Source organism: Erwinia sp. PPS120 (assembly GCF_047918655.1).
Classification (GTDB): Bacteria; Pseudomonadota; Gammaproteobacteria; order Enterobacterales; family Enterobacteriaceae; genus Erwinia; species Erwinia tasmaniensis_A.
Genome location: NZ_JBLREF010000018.1, coordinates 1 through 22655, shown reverse-complemented (window position 1 = coordinate 22655; position 22655 = coordinate 1). Strand labels below are relative to the sequence as shown.

The following is a 22655-nucleotide window of genomic DNA, read 5'->3' as shown; positions in this document are numbered from 1 at the left end:
ATGTGTAAACATCTGGACGTCTAAAAGCCTGGTTGCAGCGACAACCGGCGGCAAACGAGGTAAGTACTGATGACCATTCTGAACCATACTCTCGGATTCCCTCGCGTCGGTCTGCGCCGCGAACTGAAAAAAGCCCAGGAAAGCTACTGGGCAGGTAACAGCACCCAGCAAGAATTACTGGCCGTTGGCCGGGAGCTGCGCACCCGCCACTGGCGGCAACAGCAGGAAGCGGGCGTGGATCTGCTCCCGGTTGGTGATTTTGCCTGGTACGATCATGTGCTGACCACCAGCCTGATGTTAGGTAACGTACCGGCCCGCCATCAGAATAAAGACGGCTCGATCGATCTCGATACGCTGTTCCGGCTCGGTCGCGGCCGCGCGCCCGGCGGTGAGCCTGCCGCCGCCGCTGAAATGACCAAATGGTTCAATACCAACTACCACTATATGGTGCCGGAGTTCACCAAGGGTCAGCAGTTCAAACTGAGCTGGACACAGATCCTCGACGAAGTCGATGAAGCGCTGGCGCTGGGCCATAAAGTGAAACCCGTTCTGCTGGGCCCGGTGACCTATCTCTGGCTGGGTAAAGTCAAGGGTGAACAGTTTAACCGCCTGAGTCTGCTGAAGGATATCCTGCCGGTCTACCAGCAGGTGCTGGCCGGGCTGGCAAATCGCGGTATCGACTGGGTGCAGATCGATGAACCTGCGCTGGTTCTGGAACTGCCACAGGAGTGGCTGAACGCATTCAAGCCAGCCTTTGATGCTTTGCAGGGCAATACCAAACTGCTGCTTACCACCTATTTTGACAGTGCTGACACCAACATAGAGACTATCCGCGCGCTGCCGGTACAGGGGTTGCACGTCGACCTGGTGCACGGGAAGGATGATATCGCGCAGCTGAATAGCCGGATCCCAGCCGACTGGCTGCTTTCCGTCGGGGTCATTAATGGCCGTAACGTCTGGCGTGCCGATCTCAGCCGCTGGTTTGAACGTTTGCAACCGCTGGTCAGCCAACGCAATCAGCTGTGGATTGGTTCGTCCTGCTCACTGCTGCATAGCCCAATCGATCTGAGTACGGAAACCCGTCTGGATGAGGAAGTGAAAAGCTGGTTCGCTTTTGCCCTGCAAAAATGTGCCGAGCTGTCACTGTTAAGCAAGGCGCTGAACAATAACGATCCGCAGTCACTGGAAGCCTGGAGTGCGCCAGGTCGTGCGCGTCTTCACTCCTCGCGGGTGCATAACGCGGCGGTGAGTAAACGCCTGGCGGAGATCACGGTGAAAGACAGCCAGCGTAACAGCGGCTATCAAACGCGCGCCACAGCCCAGCGAGCCCGTTTTCAACTGCCGACCTGGCCTACCACGACCATTGGTTCATTCCCGCAGACCACCGAGATCCGCAGTCTGCGACTGGACTTCAGGCAGGGTCGCCTGGACGGTAGCCACTACCGCACCGGCATCGCTGAACATATCAAACAGGCGATTAAGGAGCAGGAAAGTTTAGGTCTGGACGTGCTGGTGCATGGCGAAGCTGAGCGTAACGACATGGTGGAATATTTTGGTGAAAACCTGGACGGCTTCGCCTTCACTCAAAATGGCTGGGTCCAGAGCTATGGCTCCCGTTGCGTTAAGCCGCCGGTGATTATCGGTGATATCAGTCGTCCGCAGCCCATTACCGTGGCGTGGGCGAAATATGCGCAGTCTTTGACGAATAAGCCAGTCAAAGGCATGCTCACCGGCCCGGTAACCATTCTTTGCTGGTCTTTCCCGCGCGAGGACGTTTCCCGCGAAACCATTGCCAAACAGATTGCGCTGGCGCTGCGTGACGAAGTGGAAGATTTGGAAAAAGCGGGTATCGGCATTATTCAGATTGATGAGCCTGCCCTGCGAGAAGGTCTGCCACTGCGCCAGTCCGACTGGGCCGCCTATCTGGCATGGGCCGTTGACGCCTTTCGCCTGAACGCCGCAGTGGCGAAGGATGATACGCAGATCCACACGCATATGTGTTACTGCGAGTTCAATGACATCATGGACTCCATTGCTGCGCTGGATGCGGACGTGATTACCATTGAAACTTCACGCTCCGATATGGAACTGCTGGAGTCGTTTGAAGAATTTGACTATCCAAACGGAATGGGTCCGGGCGTTTACGATATTCACTCCCCTAACGTCCCCAACGTGGAAGACATTGAGGCGCTGCTGCAGAAAGCCGCGACGCGTATTCCAACCGAGCGCCTGTGGGTGAATCCGGATTGTGGCCTGAAAACCCGTGGATGGACCGAAACCCGCCAGGCACTGGCGAATATGGTTAAAGCGGCGCAGAACCTGCGCAACGCTAAAGCATGAGCAGGGCGTTAACGCGTTAGCAAGGCAGAATTTGCGCAACGCGCTAACGCCTGATTGCGAGTGTAAGCGCGACAAAGATCGACAAGGGATAAGACCCCGAAGATCGGGCGATCCCCGGGACTTTACTGCACTATTCCACGCCGTACTGCCGGAACCAGGCCAGCATCCGCTGCCAGCCGTCTCTGGCTGACTCCTGGTGATAGCTGGGCCGGTAATCGGCATTGAAGGCATGACCGGCATCCGGGTACACCACAATCTCTGCATCTGCGTTGGCCGCGCGCAGCGCCTGACGCATCGTTTCTACGCTCTCAAGCGGGATCCCATCATCCTTGCCGCCATACAGGCCCAGTACCGGCGCGTTAAGGTCGACGGCCACATCTACCGGATGCTTCTGCTGCTTCAGCGTTTTTTCACCCACCAGTTTGCCGTACCAGGCAACGCCTGCTTTCAGCTGTGGGTTATGCGCGGCATAAAGCCAGGTAATACGGCCGCCCCAGCAAAATCCGGTAATCGCCATATTGCGCATATCACCGCCGTTGCGTGACGCCCAGTTCGCCACATGGTCAAGATCGGCCAGCACCTGGGTGTCAGGCACCTTGCTGACCAGCTCGGAAAACAGAGTCGGAATGTCGCTATACTCTGAGGGATCCCCCTGGCGGAAATAGAGTTCTGGTGCGATAGCCAGATAACCTTCAACCGCCAGACGACGACAGATATCCCGAATATGCTCATGGACGCCAAAAATTTCCTGTACCACCAAAACGACCGGGAGCGGGCCTTTTGCGTGGCGTGGCCGGGCGTGAAAGGCGGGCATATTTTCGCCCTGAGTAGGAACAGAGGTTTCGCCGGACAGGATATCGGCGCTGTCGGTCAGGATCGTGGTTGAAGCGGTGGGCGATACCGCGGGAGTGAACCCATTGTTGCTCAATTTCTGAGTCATATTATCTTCGGTTTTCATTGTCCTCTCCGTGCATGGGTTAGCGCAATCAGCTAACTATAGCCAGGATTGCGTTCAGACCAGGTGGCCGGGCTTTACTTCTCTTTAACACTGGCAGCGCGGAGCCAACAGGGTTAATCGGTTCCCTGACAGGGGAGAGAGTCTTAAAATGCGATACATATCACTATTATTATTAATTTTCCTGTAACTTTCATTATGTGTAGTGAGGTTAGTCACATAAATAGGCGCGACATTCTTTTATGGTACAGCGCTGTTACCTATCCCTTTTCTCTAACAGGAGTATCACATGGCGCAGTCAGATGTTTTCCACCTCGGTATTACCCGGGCTGATCTTCAGGGCGCGACGTTAGCGATTGTGCCGGGCGATCCTGAGCGGGTGAAAAAAATCGCCGCCCTGATGGAGAATCCTGTGCATCTGGCTTCGCACCGTGAATTCACCACCTGGCGCGCAGAGCTTAACGGCAAAGCCGTGGTTGTGTGCTCAACGGGTATTGGCGGACCTTCAACCTCTATCGCCGTCGAAGAGCTGGCGCAGCTTGGCGTACGAACCTTTCTGCGCGTAGGCACCACCGGGGCGATTCAGCCGGATATCAACGTCGGCGATGTGCTGGTGACCACCGGTTCGGTTCGTCTGGACGGTGCCAGCCAGCACTTTGCGCCGCTTGAATTCCCCGCCGTGGCGGACTTCTGCTGTACCACCGCCCTGGTCGACGCCGCTAAGGCCGCCGGTGCTAAAACGCATATCGGCATCACCGCCTCCTCTGACACTTTTTATCCCGGCCAGGAACGCTATGACACCTTTTCAGGCCGCGTGGTGAGCCGCTTCCAGGACTCGCTGAAAGAGTGGCAGCAAATGGGCGTGCTGAACTATGAGATGGAGTCCGCCACGCTGCTGACCATGTGCGCCAGCCAGGGTCTGCGGGCAGGCATGGTTGCCGGGGTGATCGTTAACCGCACACAGCAGGAAATTCCTGATGCAGAAGCGATGAAGCGTACCGAAAGCGACGCGGTACGCATCGTCGTTGAGGCAGCCCGCCGCCTGGTATAACCTTTTGTCTGGACATTGATACAGTGCGCCTCTACCTTTCCTCCAGACATGATCGGGACGGAGGACGCCTGTGGACGCAACAACGATATACAGCGTAGGGATCGGGCTGGCTGGCCTGCTGGCAGGCTGGCTGTTAGCCTGGTTTCTTAGCCAGCAGCGCATTTCCCGCCTGGAAACCGAACGGCAATTACTGATGCAGGCGGCCGATCAGCTCCGACAGGAGCGCGTTCGTCTGCATCAGCAGCTTGAAAATCAGCAGCAATCGCAAAAACAGTCTGAAGCAGAATTACGCCAGCTACACGGTGGGCTGTCGGCCGCGCAGGAAAAACTGCATCACCTTGAACACTGGCGTAACGAAAGCGAGCAGCTCAGCCGGGAGCTGCGTAATCAGCTGGAGGTCAACAGCGCTCAGGAAGTTGAACTGAGGGAGATGACTATCCGTCTTGAAGAGACGCGCATGGCCGCGGAAGAGAAACAGCGCCTGCTGGTTAACAGCGAGCAGCGGCTTAACGCCCAGTTCGAGAACCTGGCAAACCGTATCTTTGAGCACAGCGGCCGCCGGGTGGATGAGCAGAACCGGCAGAGCCTGAACGGTCTGATTACTCCCCTGCGTGAACAGCTGGAGGGGTTCCGTCGCCAGGTTCAGGAGGGGTTCGGTCAGGAAGCCCGCGAGCGACACACGCTTTCTCATGAAATCCGCAACCTGCAGCAGCTCAATGCGCAAATGGCGCAGGAAGCGATCAACCTTACCCGTGCGCTGAAAGGGGATAACAAAACGCAGGGCAACTGGGGTGAAGTGGTGCTCAGTCGGGTGCTGGAAGCCTCGGGACTGCGTGAGGGGCATGAGTACGAAACTCAGGTCAACATCCAGCTTGAGCAAAACGGCAGGATGCAGCCCGATGTTATCGTCCGACTGCCGCAGGGTAAGGACGTGGTGATTGATGCCAAAATGACCCTGGTGGCCTACGAGCGCTACTATAACAGCGAGGATGACGCCTCGCGCGAAGCCGCTATTACGGAACACATCACCTCAATCCGCGGGCATCTTCGCCTGCTCAGTCGAAAAGATTATCAACAATTACCCGGTTTACGCTCGCTTGATTATGTGTTGATGTTTATCCCCATCGAACCGGCTTTCCTGCTGGCCATTGACCGCCAGCCGGAGCTGATTAACGAGGCGCTGAACCAAAATATCATGCTGGTGAGCCCGACCACGCTGCTGGTTGCGCTGCGCACTATCAATAACCTGTGGCGCTATGAGCATCAGAGCCGCCATGCGCAGCGCATTGCTGACCGCGCGGCGAAGCTTTACGACAAGATGCGGCTGTTCGTGGATGATATGACGTCGATGGGACAGAGCCTCGATAAGGCGCATGACAGCTACCGCCAGGCAATGAAAAAGCTGTCCGAAGGGCGTGGAAACCTGATCGCCCAGACCGAAAGCTTTCGTCATCTGGGGGTGGAGGTGAAGCGGCCAATCAACCCCCGACTGGTCGAGCAGGCGATGCCTGAATCGCCTGAAGATCCCGGCGATGACGAAACGGGTGAGCCGATCGAAACAGAAGCCGCGATGGGCTTTAATCCCGCAGCAGGCGTCAGTGAATAAGCGGCCAGGCAACGTGCCTGACCTGCGGGACTCTGATACACTTGATTGATAATTGATTGCAGAGCAGGCAAAACAAATGGCAGATGAATCAAAGGACACCACCCATTTCGGCTTCCGTACCATAGCGAAAAGCGACAAAGAGGAAATGGTCGCTGACGTTTTCCACTCCGTTGCGGCTAAATATGACCTGATGAACGATTTGATGTCGTTTGGCATCCACCGTATCTGGAAGCGATTTACCATCGACTGTAGCGGCGTACGCCGGGGCCAGCGCGTGCTGGATCTGGCGGGTGGAACGGGCGATCTGACGGCGAAATTCTCGCGTCTGGTGGGCGACACCGGTGAGGTGGTGCTGGCGGATATCAACAGCTCTATGCTGAAGGTCGGCCGCGAAAAGCTGCGTAACAACGGCATTATCGGCAATGTCAGCTACGTCCAGGCCAACGCAGAAGCGCTGCCCTTCCCGGACAACTATTTTGACTGCATTACCATCGCCTTTGGCCTGCGTAACGTGACGGAAAAAGAGAAGGCGCTGGCATCAATGTTCCGCGTTCTGAAGCCGGGTGGCCGTCTGCTGGTGCTGGAGTTCTCAAAACCGGTGCTGGAACCCCTTAACAAAGCGTATGACGCTTACTCATTTCATATCCTGCCGCGCATCGGCGAGCTGGTGGCAAAGGACGCCGGAAGCTATCGCTATTTAGCCGAGTCCATCCGTATGCATCCGGATCAGGAGACGCTTAAGCAGATGATGGCGGACGTGGGTTTTGAAAATACCACCTACCATAATCTTACCGGTGGCATTGTTGCACTGCATCGTGGATTCAAGTTTTAAACAGGAAAGCGAATGACCTTAACGCCGCTGTTAACCGCAGGGCTGGAAACGGCGCTAAATAAGATACTGTATCGCGACCGTGGCCTGAAAGCGGCGCGCCAGCGCCTGTCCGGCAAAAGCCTGCGCATTGAGCTGGCTGAAATAACGCAGCCCTTCATTTTTATCTTCAGTGAGAAGCAGGTAGATGTGCTGTCTGAATGGAGCGATACGCCGGATTGCACGGTGAAAACGCGCCTTGCCACGTTACCTAAGCTGCGTAACCGTCAGCTGCTCACCGGGCTTATCCGCAGCGGTGAGCTGGAAGTGGAAGGCGATTTGCAGGTGGTACAATACTTCTCGGCGCTGATCGATCTGGCTGAACTTGATCCGGCTGAGTACCTGTCGCCGTGGATGGGAGATGTTGCTGCTCATGGCATCAGCCAGTTTGGCCGTCGCGGCCTGCAATTTATTCAGGGTGATATTCAGCGGAAGCAGGGTTATCTGAGTCAGGCGCTGACCGAAGAGTGGCGCCTGGCGCCTGGTGCGCTAGAGCTTGCCTGGTTTGCCGAAGAAGTTGACGCCGTCGGGCGCTCTCTGGCGGCACTGGAAGCGCGTATCGACAAGCTGGAGGTCAAATGAGTTTCGGAGAACTCCGCCGTCTTTACTTTATCATCAGCGTATTCCTGAGCTACGGTCTGGACGAATTTATCCCTAAAACCCGCATGGCGCTTCCGCTGATCCTCTGGCGCAGGTGCCTGTTCTGGATCCCCAACCGCCATAAAAATAAGCCGGTTGGCGAACGCCTGCGGCTGGCAATGGAGCAGCTTGGCCCGGTGTGGATCAAGCTGGGCCAGATGATGTCCACGCGTCGCGATCTGTTCCCGCCGCTCATTGCCGACCAGCTTGCCATGCTCCAGGATCGGGTGGCACCCTTTGATGGGGTACTGGCTAAGCAGCAGATTGAAGTCTCGCTGGGCTGTCCGGTCGAAACCCATTTCGACGATTTTGACATCAGGCCGCTGGCCTCTGCTTCTATCGCTCAGGTTCATACCGCCACGCTGCGGGAGAGCGGTCAGAAAGTCGTGATCAAAGTGATTCGCCCGGACATCCTGCCGGTGATTAAAGCGGATATGAAGCTGATCAACCGCATGGCGCGCTGGGTTCCACGACTGCTGCCGGACGGGCGGCGCCTGCGACCACAGGAAGTGGTGGCGGATTACGAAAAAACGCTGATTGACGAGCTTAATCTGCTACGTGAGGCGGCCAACGCCATTCAGCTGCGTCGCAATTTCGATAGCAGCAAAATGCTCTATGTGCCGGAAGTCTATTCGGATTACTGTAGCGAAAACATGATGGTTATGGAGCGCATCTACGGTATTCCCATTTCGGATGTCGTGGCGCTTGAGCAGCACGGCGTTAATATGAAGCTGCTGGCGGAACGTGGCGTGCAGGTGTTCTTTACCCAGGTGTTCCGCGACAGCTTTTTCCACGCGGATATGCATCCGGGCAATATCTTTGTCAGCTATGACCACCCTGAAGATCCGCAGTATATTGGCATTGACTGTGGAATTGTGGGGTCGCTGAATAAAGAGGATAAGCGCTATCTGGCGGAAAACTTTATCGCCTTCTTCAACCGCGATTATCGTAAGGTCGCCGAGCTCCACGTTGATTCCGGCTGGGTTCCACCCGACACCAACGTCGAAGATTTTGAGTTTGCGATTCGCACCGTCTGCGAGCCGATTTTTGAAAAGCCGCTGGCGGAAATCTCTTTCGGCCACGTCTTACTGAATCTGTTCAACACCGCGCGCCGCTTCAATATGGAAGTTCAGCCGCAGCTGGTGCTGCTGCAAAAAACGCTGCTCTACGTTGAAGGGGTAGGGCGACAGCTTTATCCCCAGCTTGATCTGTGGAAAACGGCAAAGCCTTTCCTTGAGGAGTGGATTAAAGATCAGATCGGCATTCCGGCCATTGTACGGGCGTTGAAAGAGAAAGCGCCTTTCTGGGCGGAAAAGCTGCCTGAACTGCCGGAGCTGTTCTACGACAGCCTGCGTCAGCATAAACATTTGCAGCACAGCGTCGACAAGCTCACTCACGATCTGAAAAGCGAGCGGGTAAGACACAATCAGTCCCGCTATCTCTTCGGCATTGGCGCGACGCTGCTGCTGGCCGGGACAGCGATTTTACTGACCCGGCCTGACTGGGATCTGTTCTCCGCAGCAATGATCGCCGGTGGTCTGGTGAGCTGGCTGATAGGCTGGCGCAGAACGGACTGATTGTCACAAAAGGTAAAGAGCCCCCGGCCGTGGGGGTTAGCGCATCGTCACCGCGGCCGTAGCTGTTATATACTGCAAAACGGGCATTACAACTCATCTGAGGCAAAATTATGGGCGGTATCAGTATCTGGCAATTATTAATCATTGCCGTCATCGTAGTTCTTCTGTTTGGTACCAATAAACTGCGTAATCTGGGTTCCGATCTTGGTTCTTCCATCAAAGGCTTTAAAAAAGCCATGGGTGATGAAGACGAGAAAGAGAAAGAAAAAACTCATGCTAATGATGCTGATTTTAATGCCACTCTGGCAGACAAACAGCAGACGGAAGCGAAGAAAGAAGACGTTAAGAACGACAAGGTATAATCCGTGTTCGACATAGGCTTTAGTGAACTGATACTGGTTTTCGTTATCGGACTGGTGGTGCTGGGTCCACAGCGTTTACCTGTGGCGGTGAGAACCGTCGTAGGCTGGATCCGCGCGCTTCGCTCAATGGCATCCAGCGTACAAAATGAGCTGGCGCAGGAACTTAAGCTACAGGAGCTACAGGACAGCCTGCGTAAAGTGGAAGAGGCCAGTAAGAACAGCCTCACTCCCGAGCTGAAGGCCTCAATGGAGGAGCTTAAGCAGTCGGCTGAATCGATGAAACGTTCTTACCTGGGCGAGAATGAAAAAGCCGACGATGTGGCTCACACCATCCATAATCCGCTGGTGAAAAACGCAGAGGCGGCCCATGAAGGCGTCACGCCAGCAGAGGCTGAACATCATGTGAGTGCACCCGCGCAGTCACCCGAACAGGCTGAGGCTGCTGTCAACGCTCAGCCCCTGTCCGGTGCTGCCGAGCAGGCTGAAGCTGCTGTCAACGCTCAGCCCGCGTCCGGTGCTGCCGTTCAGACACAGGCGCAGCCTGAGGTTTATGTACAATCGGCATCAACGGCCGGGGTGTCCGCGCAGCCTGCTGAGCAGGGTGCTGCGCCCGCTCACTCTCCTGCACCCGCCAGCGTGGAGCCTGCGACTACGGCAGCAGTGACGGGCGATGATCCTCACCTCTCAAGCCGCGCCCCCACATCCACTACTCAACCGGGCAATAAGCGATAACCATGGCTGTTGAAGATACCCAACCGCTTATCAGTCATCTGATTGAACTGCGTAAGCGCCTGCTGAACTGTATTATTGCCGTCTTAGGCATTTTTATGTGTCTGGCCTGGTTTTCCAACGACATCTATCAGCTGGTTTCTGCCCCGCTGATTAAACAGATGCCGGCGGGAGCCAGTATGATTGCCACCGATGTGGCTTCGCCGTTTTTTACTCCGATCAAACTGACGATCATCGTCTCGGTCTTTCTGGCCGTACCGGTGATCCTCTATCAGATTTGGGCGTTTATCGCACCAGCGCTCTACCGGCATGAACGCAAACTGGTTATGCCGCTGCTGTTTTCCAGTTCATTCCTATTCTATATCGGCATGGCTTTCGCCTATTTTATTGTCTTTCCGCTGGCCTTTGGCTTTTTCGCCAAGACGGCACCGCAGGGCGTACTGATTGCCACCGACATCAACAATTATCTCGATTTTGTGATGTCGTTATTTATGGCTTTTGGCGTCTCTTTTGAGGTGCCGATTGCGATCGTTCTGATTTGCTGGACCGGTCTCACGACCCCGGAAGATCTGAAAAAAAAGCGCCCGTACGTGTTGGTGGGTGCCTTCGTGGTGGGGATGCTATTAACACCGCCTGACGTCTTCTCGCAAACGTTGCTGGCTATTCCGATGTACTGCCTTTTCGAGATTGGCGTTTTCTTCGCACGCTTCTACGTAGGCAAACGGCGCCGGGACGATCTGCAGGAAGAGGACGAAGCAGAGTGACAGAGATGCTCTAATCCAACGCCTTGCGTTCAACTCAATTTCGTAAACCGCCCGCCAGGGCGGTTTACGTTTGGAAAACGGTATGTTTGATATTGGTGTAAACCTGACCAGTACCCAGTTCGCGAAAGACCGTGACAGCGTAGTAAAACGTGCCCAGCAGGCGGGGATTACCGGCCTGCTGCTGACCGGCACCAACGCACTGGAAAGCCAGCAGGCACAGAGTCTTGCCTCCCGCCGCCCCGGCTACTGCTGGTCTACCGCCGGAGTCCATCCTCATCATGCCGCCGAATGGTCCGCTGAAACGGCTGCCACGCTCAAAAGGCTGGCTGAGAGTGAGCAGGTGGTGGCCATCGGCGAGTGCGGACTGGACTTTAACCGTAATATTTCTGAGCCTGAGCAGCAGGTATACGCCTTCAAAGCGCAGCTGAAGCTGGCTGCTGAACTGGCAATGCCGGTTTTTCTCCACTGTCGTGAAGCCCATGACCGCTTTCTTGAGGTGTTAACGCCATGGCTGCCAGCGCTACCCGGTGCGGTGGTTCACTGCTTTACCGGGACACAGTCAGAGCTGGAGGCCTGTCTGGCGGCAGGACTCTGTATCGGTATTACCGGCTGGGTGTGTGATGAGCGGCGCGGTACGGAATTGCGTAGCCTGATGCCGTTAATTCCGGCCGACAGGCTGCTGCTGGAAACGGACGCGCCCTGGCTGCTCCCGCGCGATATGCGACCCAGACCTCCCTCAAGGCGCAATGAACCCTGCTTTCTTCCTCATATTGTGCAGCAGGTCGCCGCGCTAAGGGGAGAAGAGGCAGAGAGTCTTGGGCAGCAGTGTGACCGCAACGCGCGCCGGCTGTTCCGGCTGGCGGATTAGGCCTGGCCCTCAGGGGCGGGTATAGCCGAGTCAGTTAGCGAGCCATAAGGTCGGTCAGCACGAAACGTTGAGGGAGCAAATAAGCGTTACAGCTTCTGGAATTGCAGATTGTCCACGCTGCGTACAATCTGCTTGTTGAGCAGATTAAGCAGCAGCATTGAGCGCGCTTCACCGTCGGGTTCGGTAAAGATGGCTTTAAGACCTTCAAAAGCACCGTCGGTGATCAGCACCATGTCGCCCGCCAGCGGCAGGTCAGGATCAAGCAGGCAGGCAGCTGGCTGCGTCTCCAGCGCGGTTATGACATCCTGTGGTACGGTGGCGGGCTGCGCGCCAAAGCGAACAAAATGGCTGACGCCCCGCGTGGCGCTGATGGTAGTGGTGTGGATCGACTCGGGGTCGAACTCAATAAAAAGATAGTTAGGGAACAGGGGTTCATTCACCTGGGTACGCTTTCCACGAACCAATTTCTCTAGTGCAATCATTGGGCTGAGACAATGCACCGCCTGGCGCTCAAGATGTTCTTTTGCGCGAAGCAGCTGGCCACGTTTGCAGTAAAGTAAATACCAGGATTCCATAACGTCACTTTTTAATAATCAGGCCGCTAAGAATACCAAACTCGCCGCGAGAGTCATAGCTGGTTCAAGGTGAGATGCGGCCTGAACGAAATTCTGCCTTCCCAGGACCTGTGATGCAATCCTGTAATTTAAAGAAATAACGTCGAATTAACTGGTACTAATATTCGTTGCTGCGGACAGTGGTTAAATTTGTTTATGCAGATACTGGTTGGGAATGTAATCTCTTTGTGTATGCGAGCGACCTCGCGCTGGCTCAGAAAAACTCAGCACAGCGTCCGAATCATCCCTATAATGGCCAATTCACTGACCCTATTGATGAGAAGTCATGAAATACCACGACTTACGCGATTTTCTGTCACTGCTTGAGCAACGCGGGGACCTGAAACGTATTAAACACGAGATCGACCCCTGCCTTGAAATGACTGAAATTGCCGACCGCACACTGCGGGCGGGCGGTCCTGCACTGCTATTCGAAAACCCTAAAGGCTACGGCATGCCGGTACTGTGTAACCTTTTCGGTACGCCGGAAAGGGTGGCATTGGGAATGGGGCAGGAGAGCGTTTCGGCGCTGCGTGAAGTAGGCCGCCTGCTGGCCTTTCTGAAAGAGCCTGAGCCTCCGCGCGGTTTCCGTGACTTCTTTGATAAAATGCCGCAGTGGAAGCAGGTGTTGAACATGCCGACCAAACGACTGCGGGACGCCCCCTGTCAGCAGCAGGTCTGGCAGGGCGACGAGGTGGATTTACATCAGATCCCGGTGATGAAGTGCTGGCCTGAAGACGCGGCGCCGCTGATCACCTGGGGTCTGACGGTAACGCGCGGCCCACATAAAGAGCGGCAAAACCTGGGTATCTATCGCCAGCAGGTCATTGGCAAGAACAAGCTGATTATGCGCTGGCTTTCTCATCGCGGCGGCGCGCTCGATTTTCAGGAGTGGTGTCAGCATCATCCCGGTGAGCGTTTTCCGGTTTCCGTCGCGCTGGGGGCCGACCCCGCTACCATTCTCGGTGCCGTGACGCCGGTCCCGGACACGCTGTCCGAGTATGCCTTTGCCGGGCTGCTTCGCGGCACAAAATCCGAAGTGGTCAAGTGTATCTCCAACGACCTGGAAGTCCCCGCCAGCGCTGAGATTGTACTGGAGGGATATATTGAGCAGGGCGAACTGGCCCCGGAAGGCCCCTATGGCGATCACACCGGTTATTATAATGAAATAGATAATTTTCCGGTTTTCACCGTAACTCATATCACACAGCGCCGCGATGCCATCTATCATTCAACTTATACGGGACGTCCACCCGATGAACCCGCCGTGCTGGGTGTGGCCCTGAATGAAGTTTTTGTTCCCATTCTGCAAAAGCAGTTTCCTGAAATTGTTGATTTTTACCTGCCTCCTGAGGGATGCTCCTATCGCCTGGCGGTGGTAACAATTAAAAAGCAGTATGCGGGGCATGCCAAGCGGGTAATGATGGGAGTCTGGTCTTTCCTGCGGCAGTTTATGTATACCAAGTTTGTTATTGTTTGCGATGACGACGTCAACGCTCGCGACTGGAATGATGTGATCTGGGCCATTACCACGCGTATGGATCCGGCAAGAGATACGGTTCTGGTTGAAAATACGCCCATTGATTATCTGGACTTCGCCTCGCCGGTTTCCGGGCTGGGTTCAAAGATGGGACTTGATGCGACCAATAAGTGGCCGGGAGAAACCCAGCGCGAATGGGGACGTCCAATTCAAAAGGATCCCGCAGTAACCGCTCATATTGATGCGATCTGGGATGAACTGGGCATTTTTAGTGACAGGCCTGCGCGCGACGCTGCGCCCGGCAAATGAATTCGACCCGACAGAGGGAACGCATGACAACGTTAAGCTGTAAAGTGACCTCGGTAGAGGCGATTACCGATACCGTATACCGAGTTCGTATGGTGCCGGAAGCTGATTTCAGCTTCAAAGCGGGCCAGTATTTGATGGTCGTGATGGATGAGCGCGATAAACGCCCGTTTTCGCTGGCCTCCACGCCGATGGAAAAAGACATTATTGAACTGCATATCGGCGCGTCGGAGCTGAATCTCTATGCCATGGCAGTGATGGAACGTATTCAGGAACAGCGTAAAATTACCGTGGATATTCCCCACGGCGACGCCTGGCTGCGCGAAGAGAGCGATCGTCCTCTGGTGCTTATTGCCGGTGGTACGGGCTTTTCCTATGCGCGTTCCATTCTGCTGACTGCGCTATCGCAGCAGCCCGATCGGCATATTGCCCTGTATTGGGGCGGACGTGAACTCAAGCACCTCTACGATCTGGAAGAACTGGACGCGCTGGCGGTAAAACACCCTAACCTGAAAGTGATCCCGGTTGTCGAGCAGCCTGAAGCGGGCTGGGAAGGACGCAACGGAACGGTTTTAACCGCAGTAATGAATGATTATGGCAGTCTTGCCGATCAGGATATCTATATTGCAGGACGGTTCGAAATGGCCAAAATTGCCCGGGAACGCTTTTGTACCGAACGCGCGGCAAAAGAAGACCGCATGTTTGGTGATGCCTTCGCCTTTATGTAAAGGTTGAACACCTGGTGATGCCCTCGCCTTACTGTGAAAGGTTGAGGGCGTGCCAGTGGCGCTCTGCTGCTTCTCAGGCTCTTTCGAAAATCGTCGCGATCCCCTGTCCCAGCCCAATACACATTGTCGCCAGGCCAAACTGCGCATCGCGTCGCTCCATCAGATTAAGCAGCGTGGTGCTGATGCGCGCACCGGAGCAGCCAAGCGGATGCCCCAGTGCGATAGCGCCGCCGTTGAGGTTAACTTTTTCATCCAGCACGGCTTCTAACCCCAGATCCCTGATGCAGGGTAGCGTCTGAGCGGCAAAGGCTTCGTTAAGCTCGAAAACGCCAATGTCACTGGCGTTCAGCCCCGCACGTTTAAGCGCCAGCCTGGAAGCCGGAACCGGCCCGTAGCCCATGATTGACGGATCGCATCCAACCACGGCCATTGATTTAATCCAGGCTCTCGGCTGCAGACCCAGCTCCCGCGCACGCGTTTCACTGAGGATCAGCATGGCCGCCGCGCCATCTGACAGGGCAGATGAGCTGCCCGCCGTTACCGTACCGTTAACCGGATCAAAGGCAGGGCGTAACGCAGCCAGCCCTGCCACGGTGGTATCCGCACGAATCACCTCGTCCGCATCATATCGCTTCAGTATACCTTCAGCATCATGCCCGCTGGTCGCGACGATCTCACTGGCAAAATACCCCGCCTGCGTGGCATTCCAGGCTCTCTGATGTGAGCGGGCCGCAAAGGCATCCTGCATTTCCCGGCTGATATGATGCATACGCGCCAGCATTTCGGCCGTCAGGCCCATCATTCCCGCCGCTTTGGCGACGGTTCTGCTCAGGCCCGGATGAAAGTCCACGCCATGGCTCATAGGTACGTGGCCCATATGTTCAACGCCGCCAATCAGGCAGGCGGTGGCATCGCCGACCATAATGGCGCGTGCTGCGTCATGAAGCGCCTGCATTGAGGATCCACACAGACGGTTGACCGTGGTAGCCGGGACGCGATGGGGAATTTCTGCCAGCAGGGCAGCGTTACGTGCAATGTTAAAACCCTGTTCCAGAGTCTGCTGGACGCAGCCCCAGTAAATATCATCCAGATCGTCAGCCTGTAGCGCGGGATTACGGCTCAGCAGGCTTCTCATCAAATGGGCCGAGAGATCTTCCGCCCGAACGAGGCGATATGCGCCGCCTTTAGAGCGCCCCATCGGCGTACGGATCGCATCAACAATAACGACTTTTTCCATTTTGCTATCCTTATGCCGTTTTCAGCGCGGCGTCGTAAAGTGATTCTGCCCGGGGATACCAGCTCTCATTATTCCGGGCCCTGTCGATCAGGCCCACCGGCGGTGTGTACAGGGCGCCAAAGCGAGAAAGCTGTTCTGCCTGAACGGTGACGTATGCGCTGCCGCGGGTGTCGAGATAGCGGAAAACGCCGCCGTGGAACGGTGGGAATCCCAGTCCATACACCAGTGCAATATCCGCTTCAGCCGGAGAGGCAACAATTTTCTCCTCCAGACAGCGGATAACCTCATTAATCATCGGGATCATCATGCGTAAGATAATTTCCTCATCGGTAAATACGCGCGTTGGCTCACAGACGCTGCGCAAGAGTGCCTCTGCCGCAGGATCGGCGATTTTCTTCTGCTTGCCCCGACTGTCGGTTTCCCAGCGATAAAAACCCAGCTGGTTTTTCTGACCAAAGCGTTTGGCATCAAACAGCACATCAATTGCGTCGCGATACGTTTTGCTCATCCGATCAGGAAAGCCCTCTGCCATCACCCGCTGTGCATGGTGCGCCGTGTCGATACCGACTACGTCCAGTAACCATGCCGGCCCCATTGGCCAGCCAAACTGTTTCTCCATCACCTTATCAATCTGACGGTAGTCCGCGCCGTCGCGGAGCAGCAGGCTGAAGCCAGCAAAATAGGGGAACAGTACGCGGTTGACGAAGAAACCGGGACAGTCATTAACGACAATGGGCGTTTTCCCCATCTTACTGGCCCAGGCGACGACTTTAGCCAGCGTGGCCTCGGAGGTTTTTTCACCACGAACCACCTCAACCAGCGGCATACGGTGAACGGGGTTAAAGAAATGCATACCGCAGAAGTTTTCGGGCCGCTGAAGCGCGTTAGCCAGCTGGCCAATAGGAATAGTGGAGGTATTCGAGGCCATAATGGCGTCATGGCGAATATGTCCTTCGGTTTCGGCCAGCACGGCGGCTTTAACCTGAGGGTTTTCCACCACTGCCTCAACCACGATATCGGCACGCTCAAAGTCGGCGTAATGAAGGACAGGCTGGATATTACCCATTATGCGGGCCAGTTTTGTCCCGTCGATTTTTCCGCGCGTCAGCTGCTGATTCAATAATCTCCCCGCCTCTTTCATCCCCAGTGCCAGGGCGGTGGGATTGATATCCTTCATCGTGACCGGAACGCCTTTCCAGGCAGACTGCCAGGCAATGCCGCCGCCCATAATGCCTGCGCCCAGCACTGCCGCCTGCATTGGCGTATCGACATCGCGCGTCAGCTTTTTCACCTTCGCCTTAACGGCCTGATCGTTAAGGAAAATACCGACCAGCGCGCGAGCTTCATTCGATCCCGCCAGCGGGACAAACGCCTGCGTTTCCAGCCTGAGTGCCTCATCGCGCCCCAGACTGGCGGCAGCTTCAATCGTTTTTACTGCCATTAGCGGAGCGGGGTAGTGTTTACCGGCGGTTTGCAGCACCAGGCTTTTTGCAATGCTAAAGCTCATCGTGGCTTCGGTTTTGCTGAGCTTGAGCTTCGCAAGCTTAGGCTGACGGCGCGCGCGCCAGTCCTGCCTGCCCGCAATGGCGTCGCGCAGAATAGCTAACGCGGCATCCTGTAATTTATCGTCTTTTACTACGGCATCGACCAGTCCCAGCGCCAGCGCACGCGCGGCATCAACGTCTTTCCCGGCGGTGATAATTTCCAGCGCGCTATCAGCGCCCAGCAGGCGCGGTAGCCTGACCGAACCGCCAAAGCCAGGCATGATGCCCAGTTTGGTTTCCGGCAGGCCAATGCGGGCGTCCGCGGTAGCAATGCGGAAATCCGTTGCCAGCACACATTCGCAGCCTCCCCCCAGCGCGTAGCCGCGGATGGCGGATAGCGTAGGAACCGGCAGATCTTCCAGCCGGTTAAATATGCCGTTAGCGACGTTCAGCCATTCGGTCAGTTTCTCTGCGGGAGCGGCAAATAGTGACAGGAACTCGGTAATATCCGCGCCCACAATAAAGGCTGGCTTGCGCGTGCTCAGCAGGAGCGCTTTCAGTTCCCGCTGGTTTTCAAGCACCGTAATCGCCTCGCCAAGGCTGGTAACAGTGCGGGTGTCCAGCTTATTGACGGAACCGGGCGCATTAAACGCCAGCTCGGCGATGCCATCTTCCAGCCAGTTTAGGGTCAGGGTGTCGCCTTGGTAGAGCATGTCTTTCTCCTGAGCAGCGATAAGGGATCTGGTCATACCAGATGATCGAGAGTGTGGAAGGGATGTTAATTATTTGCAAACGAGAGTTTGCTTATTTGCAAACAAGATCACAGCCGTGGCAAAACGGCATCCTGGACCAGGCTGTGTTAAGATGCGTGCAATTTCGCGATAACGGAGTGAAGGCTGTGGAAACGTTGGTAAACCTTTATCATGATCATGTAAAAGTCCTGCAAACCCGCGCCCAGCAGGTGCTTGCACGTTTTGAACTCGACGCCATGCTGATCCACTCGGGAGAGCTGTTATCGGTATTCCTTGATGACCATGCCTATCCCTTTAAGGTAAACCCACAGTTTAAAGCCTGGCTGCCAGTCACGTCGGTACCTCACTGTTGGCTGTGGATAGACGGGGTAAACAAACCTAAGCTTTGGTTCTATTCTCCCGTGGACTACTGGCATAAAGTTGAACCCCTGCCGCAAAGCTTCTGGACCAGTGAGATGGAGATCGTTGCGCTGAGAAATGCCGACGATATCAATCAGCAACTTCCCGCTCAGCGCCAGAACGTTGCCTACATTGGCCCGGTGCCGGAGCGCGCTTCGCAAATCGGCATTAAATCAGCATCGATCAATCCGCAGGGCGTGATAGATTTCCTGCACTATCACCGTGCTTATAAAACCGATTACGAGCTCCACTGCATGCGTCAGGCACAGAAGAGCGCCGTAACCGGGCATCGGGCGGCGAAAGAGGCTTTTCTTTCGGGCATGAGCGAGTTTGATATCAATGTCGCCTATCTCAGTGCGACAGGGCATCGCGACATTGACGTTCCTTATGGCAATATCGTGGCGCTGAACGAACACGCGTCCATTCTTCACTATACCCAGCTGGACCATTTGCCGCCGGACCAGTCACGCAGTTTTCTGCTTGACGCTGGCACCGAATACAACGGTTATGCGGCGGATCTGACGCGAACCTACGCCGCTCATGGCGACACTGAATTTGCCCAGCTGATTAAAGATATGAATAGCGAAGAGCTGGCGCTGATTAGCACCATGAAAGCCGGCGTGCGCTACACCGAATACCATCAACAAATGCATCAGCGCCTCGCCAGACTGTTAGTTAAGCATCAGCTGATCAAAGGGCTAAGCGAAGAGGCTATCGTTGCTAACGACCTGACCGGGCCGTTTATGCCGCATGGCATTGGTCACCCGCTTGGGCTTCAGGTCCATGACGTGGCGGGCTTTATGCAGGACGATTCCGGTACGCACCTTGCCGCTCCCCGCCAGTATCCCTGGCTGCGCTGCACGCGGATCATGGAGCCGCGTATGGTAGTGACCATTGAGCCCGGCCTCTATTTTATCGACTCCCTGCTGGCGCCCTGGCGGGAAGGTAAGTTCAGCCATCACTTTAACTGGGGGCGTATTGACGCGCTAAAACCTTACGGCGGTATCCGTATTGAGGATAACATCGTGATCCACCCGCATAGCGTAGAAAATATGACGCGCGATCTTAAACTGGCCTGATGAACGCCTACGATATTCCTGCAGAGCCTTTAAGCTTTAGCGAGGAGATTAAGAAAAGCCGTTTTATTACCCTTATCACTCATACCGATGGGTTAGAGGCCGCACGGGCCTGCGTGCAGCAGGCCCGGCGGGACCATCCCGCCGCGCGACATCACTGCTGGGCCTGGGTTGCGGGCGCGCCCTCAGATTCCCAGCAGCTGGGCTTCTCAGATGATGGAGAGCCTTCGGGAACAGCGGGGAAACCGATGCTTGCTCAGCTAATGGGTAACAACATTGGCGAAATCACCGCAGTGGTGGTGCGTTACTATGGCGGCATCCAGCTTGGCACGGGTGGACTGGTCAAAGCCTACGGCGGCGGTGTACAGCAGGCGTTAAAGCTGTTGGTGCGGCAGCAGAAGGTCCCGATGCTCAACTTCTCCCTCACCTGCGACTATGCTCAGCTGGCTGAGATTGAGAGGATGATAATCCGCTTTCATGGTCAGCTGTTGCAGAGTGACTTTGTGCAGCACGTTGCACTTACGCTGGCATTGCCCCATTCGCAGGTTGCCGGCTTTGCCCAAAACCTTACCGATTTCAGCAGAGGGGCGCTGACGCTGGCCCCGCTCAAATAATTTTAATACTGTCAGGAAAGGAAAGGCTGAATGCATTTTCGTGCCATTACCCGCATTGTGGGTTTGCTGGTTATTTTGTTCTCGGGAACCATGATTGTCCCTGGCCTGGTCGCGCTGCTTTATCGGGACGGCGCGGGGCGAGCTTTCGCGCAGACCTTTTTTATGGCGCTGATAATCGGGTCGCTACTGTGGTGGCCTAACCGTAAACAGAAGAGTGAGCTTAAACCCCGTGAGGGCTTTCTGATTGTGGTGCTGTTCTGGACCGTTCTGGGGAGCGTAGGGGCAATGCCCTTTATCTTCGCTGAACACCCTAACCTCTCCGTGACCGATGCTTTTTTTGAATCCTTCTCAGGGTTGACCACCACCGGGGCGACCACGCTGGTGGGTCTTGATTCATTGCCCAAGGCGATCCTCTTTTATCGGCAGATGCTGCAATGGCTTGGCGGTATGGGGATTATTGTGCTGGCCGTTGCCATTCTGCCTATCCTCGGCGTCGGGGGGATGCAGCTTTATCGTGCCGAAATGCCCGGTCCGCTAAAGGATAACAAAATGCGGCCACGTATTGCCGAAACGGCCAAAACGCTGTGGCTGATCTATGTATTGCTGACGGTAATTTGTGCCCTGGCGCTCTGGCTGGCTGGCATGCCGTTATTCGATGCCATAGGGCACAGCTTTTCAACTATTGCCATCGGCGGTTTTTCAACTCACGATGCCAGTATTGGTTATTTTAACAGCCCAACCATCAATACTATTATCGCCATCTTCCTGCTGATTTCCGGCTGTAACTATGGTCTGCATTTCTCACTGCTAAGTGGCCGTAACCTGCGCGTGTACTGGCGGGATCCTGAGTTTCGTATGTTTATCGGCGTTCAGATTACGCTGGTCATCATCTGTACCCTGGTGCTGTGGTGGCATAACGTTTATGCCAGCGGAATGCAGACGCTTAATCAGGCGTTTTTCCAGGTGGTGTCGATGGCCACCACCGCAGGCTTTACCACGGACAGTATCGCCCGCTGGCCTCTGTTCCTGCCAGTGCTTCTGCTGTGCTCCGCATTTATAGGGGGATGTGCTGGTTCTACGGGGGGAGGACTGAAGGTTATCCGTATCCTGCTGCTTTTCAAGCAGGGGTCACGCGAGCTGAAAAGGCTGGTCCACCCCAATGCGGTTTACACCATTAAGCTTGGGCCACGCGCGCTGCCGGAACGTATCCTTGAAGCCGTATGGGGGTTTTTCTCGGCCTATGCGCTGGTGTTCCTTCTGAGTATGCTCGCGATTATTGCCACGGGCGTCGATAATTTCTCCGCTTTTGCGGCGGTAGCGGCTACGCTAAATAACCTTGGGCCGGGATTAGGGGTGGTGGCGGATAACTTCACCACAATGAATGACACGGCGAAATGGATTTTGATCCTGACGATGCTTTTTGGCCGCCTTGAGGTCTTTACGCTATTAGTCCTGTTCACGCCTACTTTCTGGCGCGAATAACCGAGTTGAGTACATATATGAAAGCGTTAATCCTTTTTTCCAGCCGTGATGGCCAGACCCGGCAAATTGCAGCAACGATCGCCAACACGCTTAAAGCGCGCCAGGAGTGCGACCTCGTTAATATCTTGCATGCGTCTTCGGTTGACTGGTCGCAATACGATCGCGTACTGATTGGCGCATCAATTCGTTATGGGCACTTTCATCCGCAGGTTGCCAAATTCGTTAAGCAAAACCTTGCCGAAATCCGCCAGCGGGCAAGCGGGTTTTTCTCAGTGAACCTGACAGCCCGTAAACCGGAAAAGCGTACGCCCCAGACGAATGCCTACACGCGCAAGTTTCTGTTGCAGTCGCCATGGGAGCCGGACTGCTGTGCGGTCTTTGCCGGCGCGCTGCGCTATCCACTCTATGGTTTCTTTGATCGCATCATGATTCAGCTCATTATGCGGATGACCGGCGGTGAAACCGATGCCAGTAAAGAAGTAGAGTACACAAACTGGGACCAGGTGAACCGTTTTGCTCATGAATTTGCTGCATTAACCGGCAAAATGTAGTTAAAAGAGGCGCTTTGTTGAAAAATAACGCTGTCAGTTATTTATTTCTAATAAATACTTGTCAGCCGTCAGGAACTCCCTATAATGCGCCTCCATCGACACGGAACAACGGCTTACAGGCCGCCGGGTTGAGAGGTTCAGGAAGCTGAAGCGCCGGAGAAAAACTTCCCAAA

20 protein-coding genes are annotated in these 22655 nt (G+C 55.3%); 16 read left to right on the top strand and 4 right to left on the bottom strand.

The features are described 5' to 3' along the window. Positions 1–69: 69 nt before the first annotated feature. Entirely contained in the window at positions 70–2340 is a 2271-nt protein-coding gene (gene metE, locus ACLRGG_RS11815) for a 5-methyltetrahydropteroyltriglutamate--homocysteine S-methyltransferase (RefSeq protein WP_416249959.1), read from the top strand. A 130-nt stretch (positions 2341–2470) separates the two neighbouring features. On the opposite strand, the gene ACLRGG_RS11810 is transcribed toward metE, so the two are convergent. Continuing rightward, on the bottom strand, positions 2471–3298 hold the full coding sequence (locus ACLRGG_RS11810) for a dienelactone hydrolase family protein (RefSeq protein ID WP_067709782.1): 828 nt from the start codon (positions 3296–3298) through the stop codon (positions 2471–2473). Positions 3299–3584: 286 nt separating this feature from the next. On the opposite strand from ACLRGG_RS11810, the gene udp reads away from it, so the two are divergent. The 9 genes from udp (at position 3585) to tatD (ending at position 11759) form a co-directional block, all read left to right on the top strand. Beyond that, a complete protein-coding gene (gene udp, locus ACLRGG_RS11805; protein ID WP_416249958.1) occupies positions 3585–4346 on the top strand; it encodes a uridine phosphorylase in 762 nt (253 codons plus the stop codon). Between the two features lie 70 nt (positions 4347–4416). After that, positions 4417–5952, top strand: coding sequence for a DNA recombination protein RmuC (rmuC, locus tag ACLRGG_RS11800; RefSeq protein ID WP_416249957.1), 1536 nt, complete (start codon positions 4417–4419; stop codon positions 5950–5952). A 76-nt stretch (positions 5953–6028) separates the two neighbouring features. Beyond that, a complete protein-coding gene (gene ubiE / locus ACLRGG_RS11795; RefSeq protein ID WP_416249956.1) occupies positions 6029–6784 on the top strand; it encodes a bifunctional demethylmenaquinone methyltransferase/2-methoxy-6-polyprenyl-1,4-benzoquinol methylase UbiE in 756 nt (251 codons plus the stop codon). Between the two features lie 12 nt (positions 6785–6796). Next, entirely contained in the window at positions 6797–7402 is a 606-nt protein-coding gene (ubiJ, locus tag ACLRGG_RS11790) for a ubiquinone biosynthesis protein UbiJ (RefSeq protein WP_416249955.1), read from the top strand. Continuing rightward, positions 7399–9036: a ubiquinone biosynthesis regulatory protein kinase UbiB gene (gene ubiB / locus ACLRGG_RS11785; protein WP_416249954.1), complete on the top strand. Its 1638-nt coding sequence runs from the start codon at positions 7399–7401 to the stop codon at positions 9034–9036. The genes ubiJ and ubiB overlap by 4 nt, the downstream gene beginning before the upstream one ends. A 110-nt stretch (positions 9037–9146) precedes the next feature. Further along, positions 9147–9398, top strand: coding sequence for a Sec-independent protein translocase subunit TatA (tatA, locus tag ACLRGG_RS11780; protein WP_416249953.1), 252 nt, complete (start codon positions 9147–9149; stop codon positions 9396–9398). Between the two features lie 3 nt (positions 9399–9401). Next, positions 9402–10130: a Sec-independent protein translocase protein TatB gene (tatB, locus tag ACLRGG_RS11775; protein WP_416249952.1), complete on the top strand. Its 729-nt coding sequence runs from the start codon at positions 9402–9404 to the stop codon at positions 10128–10130. Positions 10131–10132: 2 nt separating this feature from the next. Beyond that, complete coding sequence (gene tatC / locus ACLRGG_RS11770; RefSeq protein WP_067709801.1) at positions 10133–10891, top strand: Sec-independent protein translocase subunit TatC; 759 nt, start codon at positions 10133–10135, stop codon at positions 10889–10891. Between the two features lie 82 nt (positions 10892–10973). Then, complete coding sequence (gene tatD, locus ACLRGG_RS11765; protein WP_416249951.1) at positions 10974–11759, top strand: 3'-5' ssDNA/RNA exonuclease TatD; 786 nt, start codon at positions 10974–10976, stop codon at positions 11757–11759. Positions 11760–11845: 86 nt separating this feature from the next. Here the strand turns inward: tatD and rfaH are convergent, their stop codons facing one another. Next, a complete protein-coding gene (gene rfaH / locus ACLRGG_RS11760) occupies positions 11846–12334 on the bottom strand; it encodes a transcription/translation regulatory transformer protein RfaH (RefSeq protein ID WP_416249950.1) in 489 nt (162 codons plus the stop codon). 325 nt (positions 12335–12659) lie between these two features. Here rfaH and ubiD point away from each other — a divergent pair, with 325 nt between their 5' ends. Next, on the top strand, positions 12660–14162 hold the full coding sequence (gene ubiD, locus ACLRGG_RS11755) for a 4-hydroxy-3-polyprenylbenzoate decarboxylase (RefSeq protein WP_416249949.1): 1503 nt from the start codon (positions 12660–12662) through the stop codon (positions 14160–14162). A gap of 23 nt (positions 14163–14185) precedes the next feature. After that, the gene (gene fre, locus ACLRGG_RS11750; protein WP_416249948.1) at positions 14186–14887 is read left to right on the top strand and encodes an NAD(P)H-flavin reductase; all 702 of its coding nucleotides are present in this window, start codon (positions 14186–14188) and stop codon (positions 14885–14887) included. A gap of 73 nt (positions 14888–14960) precedes the next feature. Here fre and fadA read toward each other — a convergent pair whose 3' ends face one another. After that, positions 14961–16124: an acetyl-CoA C-acyltransferase FadA gene (gene fadA / locus ACLRGG_RS11745; protein WP_416249947.1), complete on the bottom strand. Its 1164-nt coding sequence runs from the start codon at positions 16122–16124 to the stop codon at positions 14961–14963. Between the two features lie 10 nt (positions 16125–16134). Then, on the bottom strand, positions 16135–18321 hold the full coding sequence (fadB, locus tag ACLRGG_RS11740) for a fatty acid oxidation complex subunit alpha FadB (protein ID WP_416249946.1): 2187 nt from the start codon (positions 18319–18321) through the stop codon (positions 16135–16137). A gap of 185 nt (positions 18322–18506) precedes the next feature. On the opposite strand from fadB, the gene pepQ reads away from it, so the two are divergent. The 4 genes from pepQ to hemG are packed head-to-tail and all read left to right on the top strand — an operon-like array spanning position 18507 to position 22482. Then, positions 18507–19838: a Xaa-Pro dipeptidase gene (gene pepQ, locus ACLRGG_RS11735; protein WP_416249945.1), complete on the top strand. Its 1332-nt coding sequence runs from the start codon at positions 18507–18509 to the stop codon at positions 19836–19838. Then, positions 19838–20449 carry an IMPACT family protein gene (locus tag ACLRGG_RS11730; protein WP_067709821.1) on the top strand — a complete coding sequence of 204 codons (612 nt, stop codon included), beginning with the start codon at positions 19838–19840 and terminating at the stop codon, positions 20447–20449. Before pepQ ends, ACLRGG_RS11730 begins: the two co-directional genes overlap by 1 nt. A 30-nt stretch (positions 20450–20479) precedes the next feature. Next, entirely contained in the window at positions 20480–21931 is a 1452-nt protein-coding gene (gene trkH / locus ACLRGG_RS11725; RefSeq protein ID WP_067709823.1) for a Trk system potassium transporter TrkH, read from the top strand. Positions 21932–21948: 17 nt separating this feature from the next. Then, complete coding sequence (gene hemG, locus ACLRGG_RS11720) at positions 21949–22482, top strand: menaquinone-dependent protoporphyrinogen IX dehydrogenase (RefSeq protein WP_416249944.1); 534 nt, start codon at positions 21949–21951, stop codon at positions 22480–22482. The last annotated feature ends 173 nt before the right edge of the window (positions 22483–22655 follow it).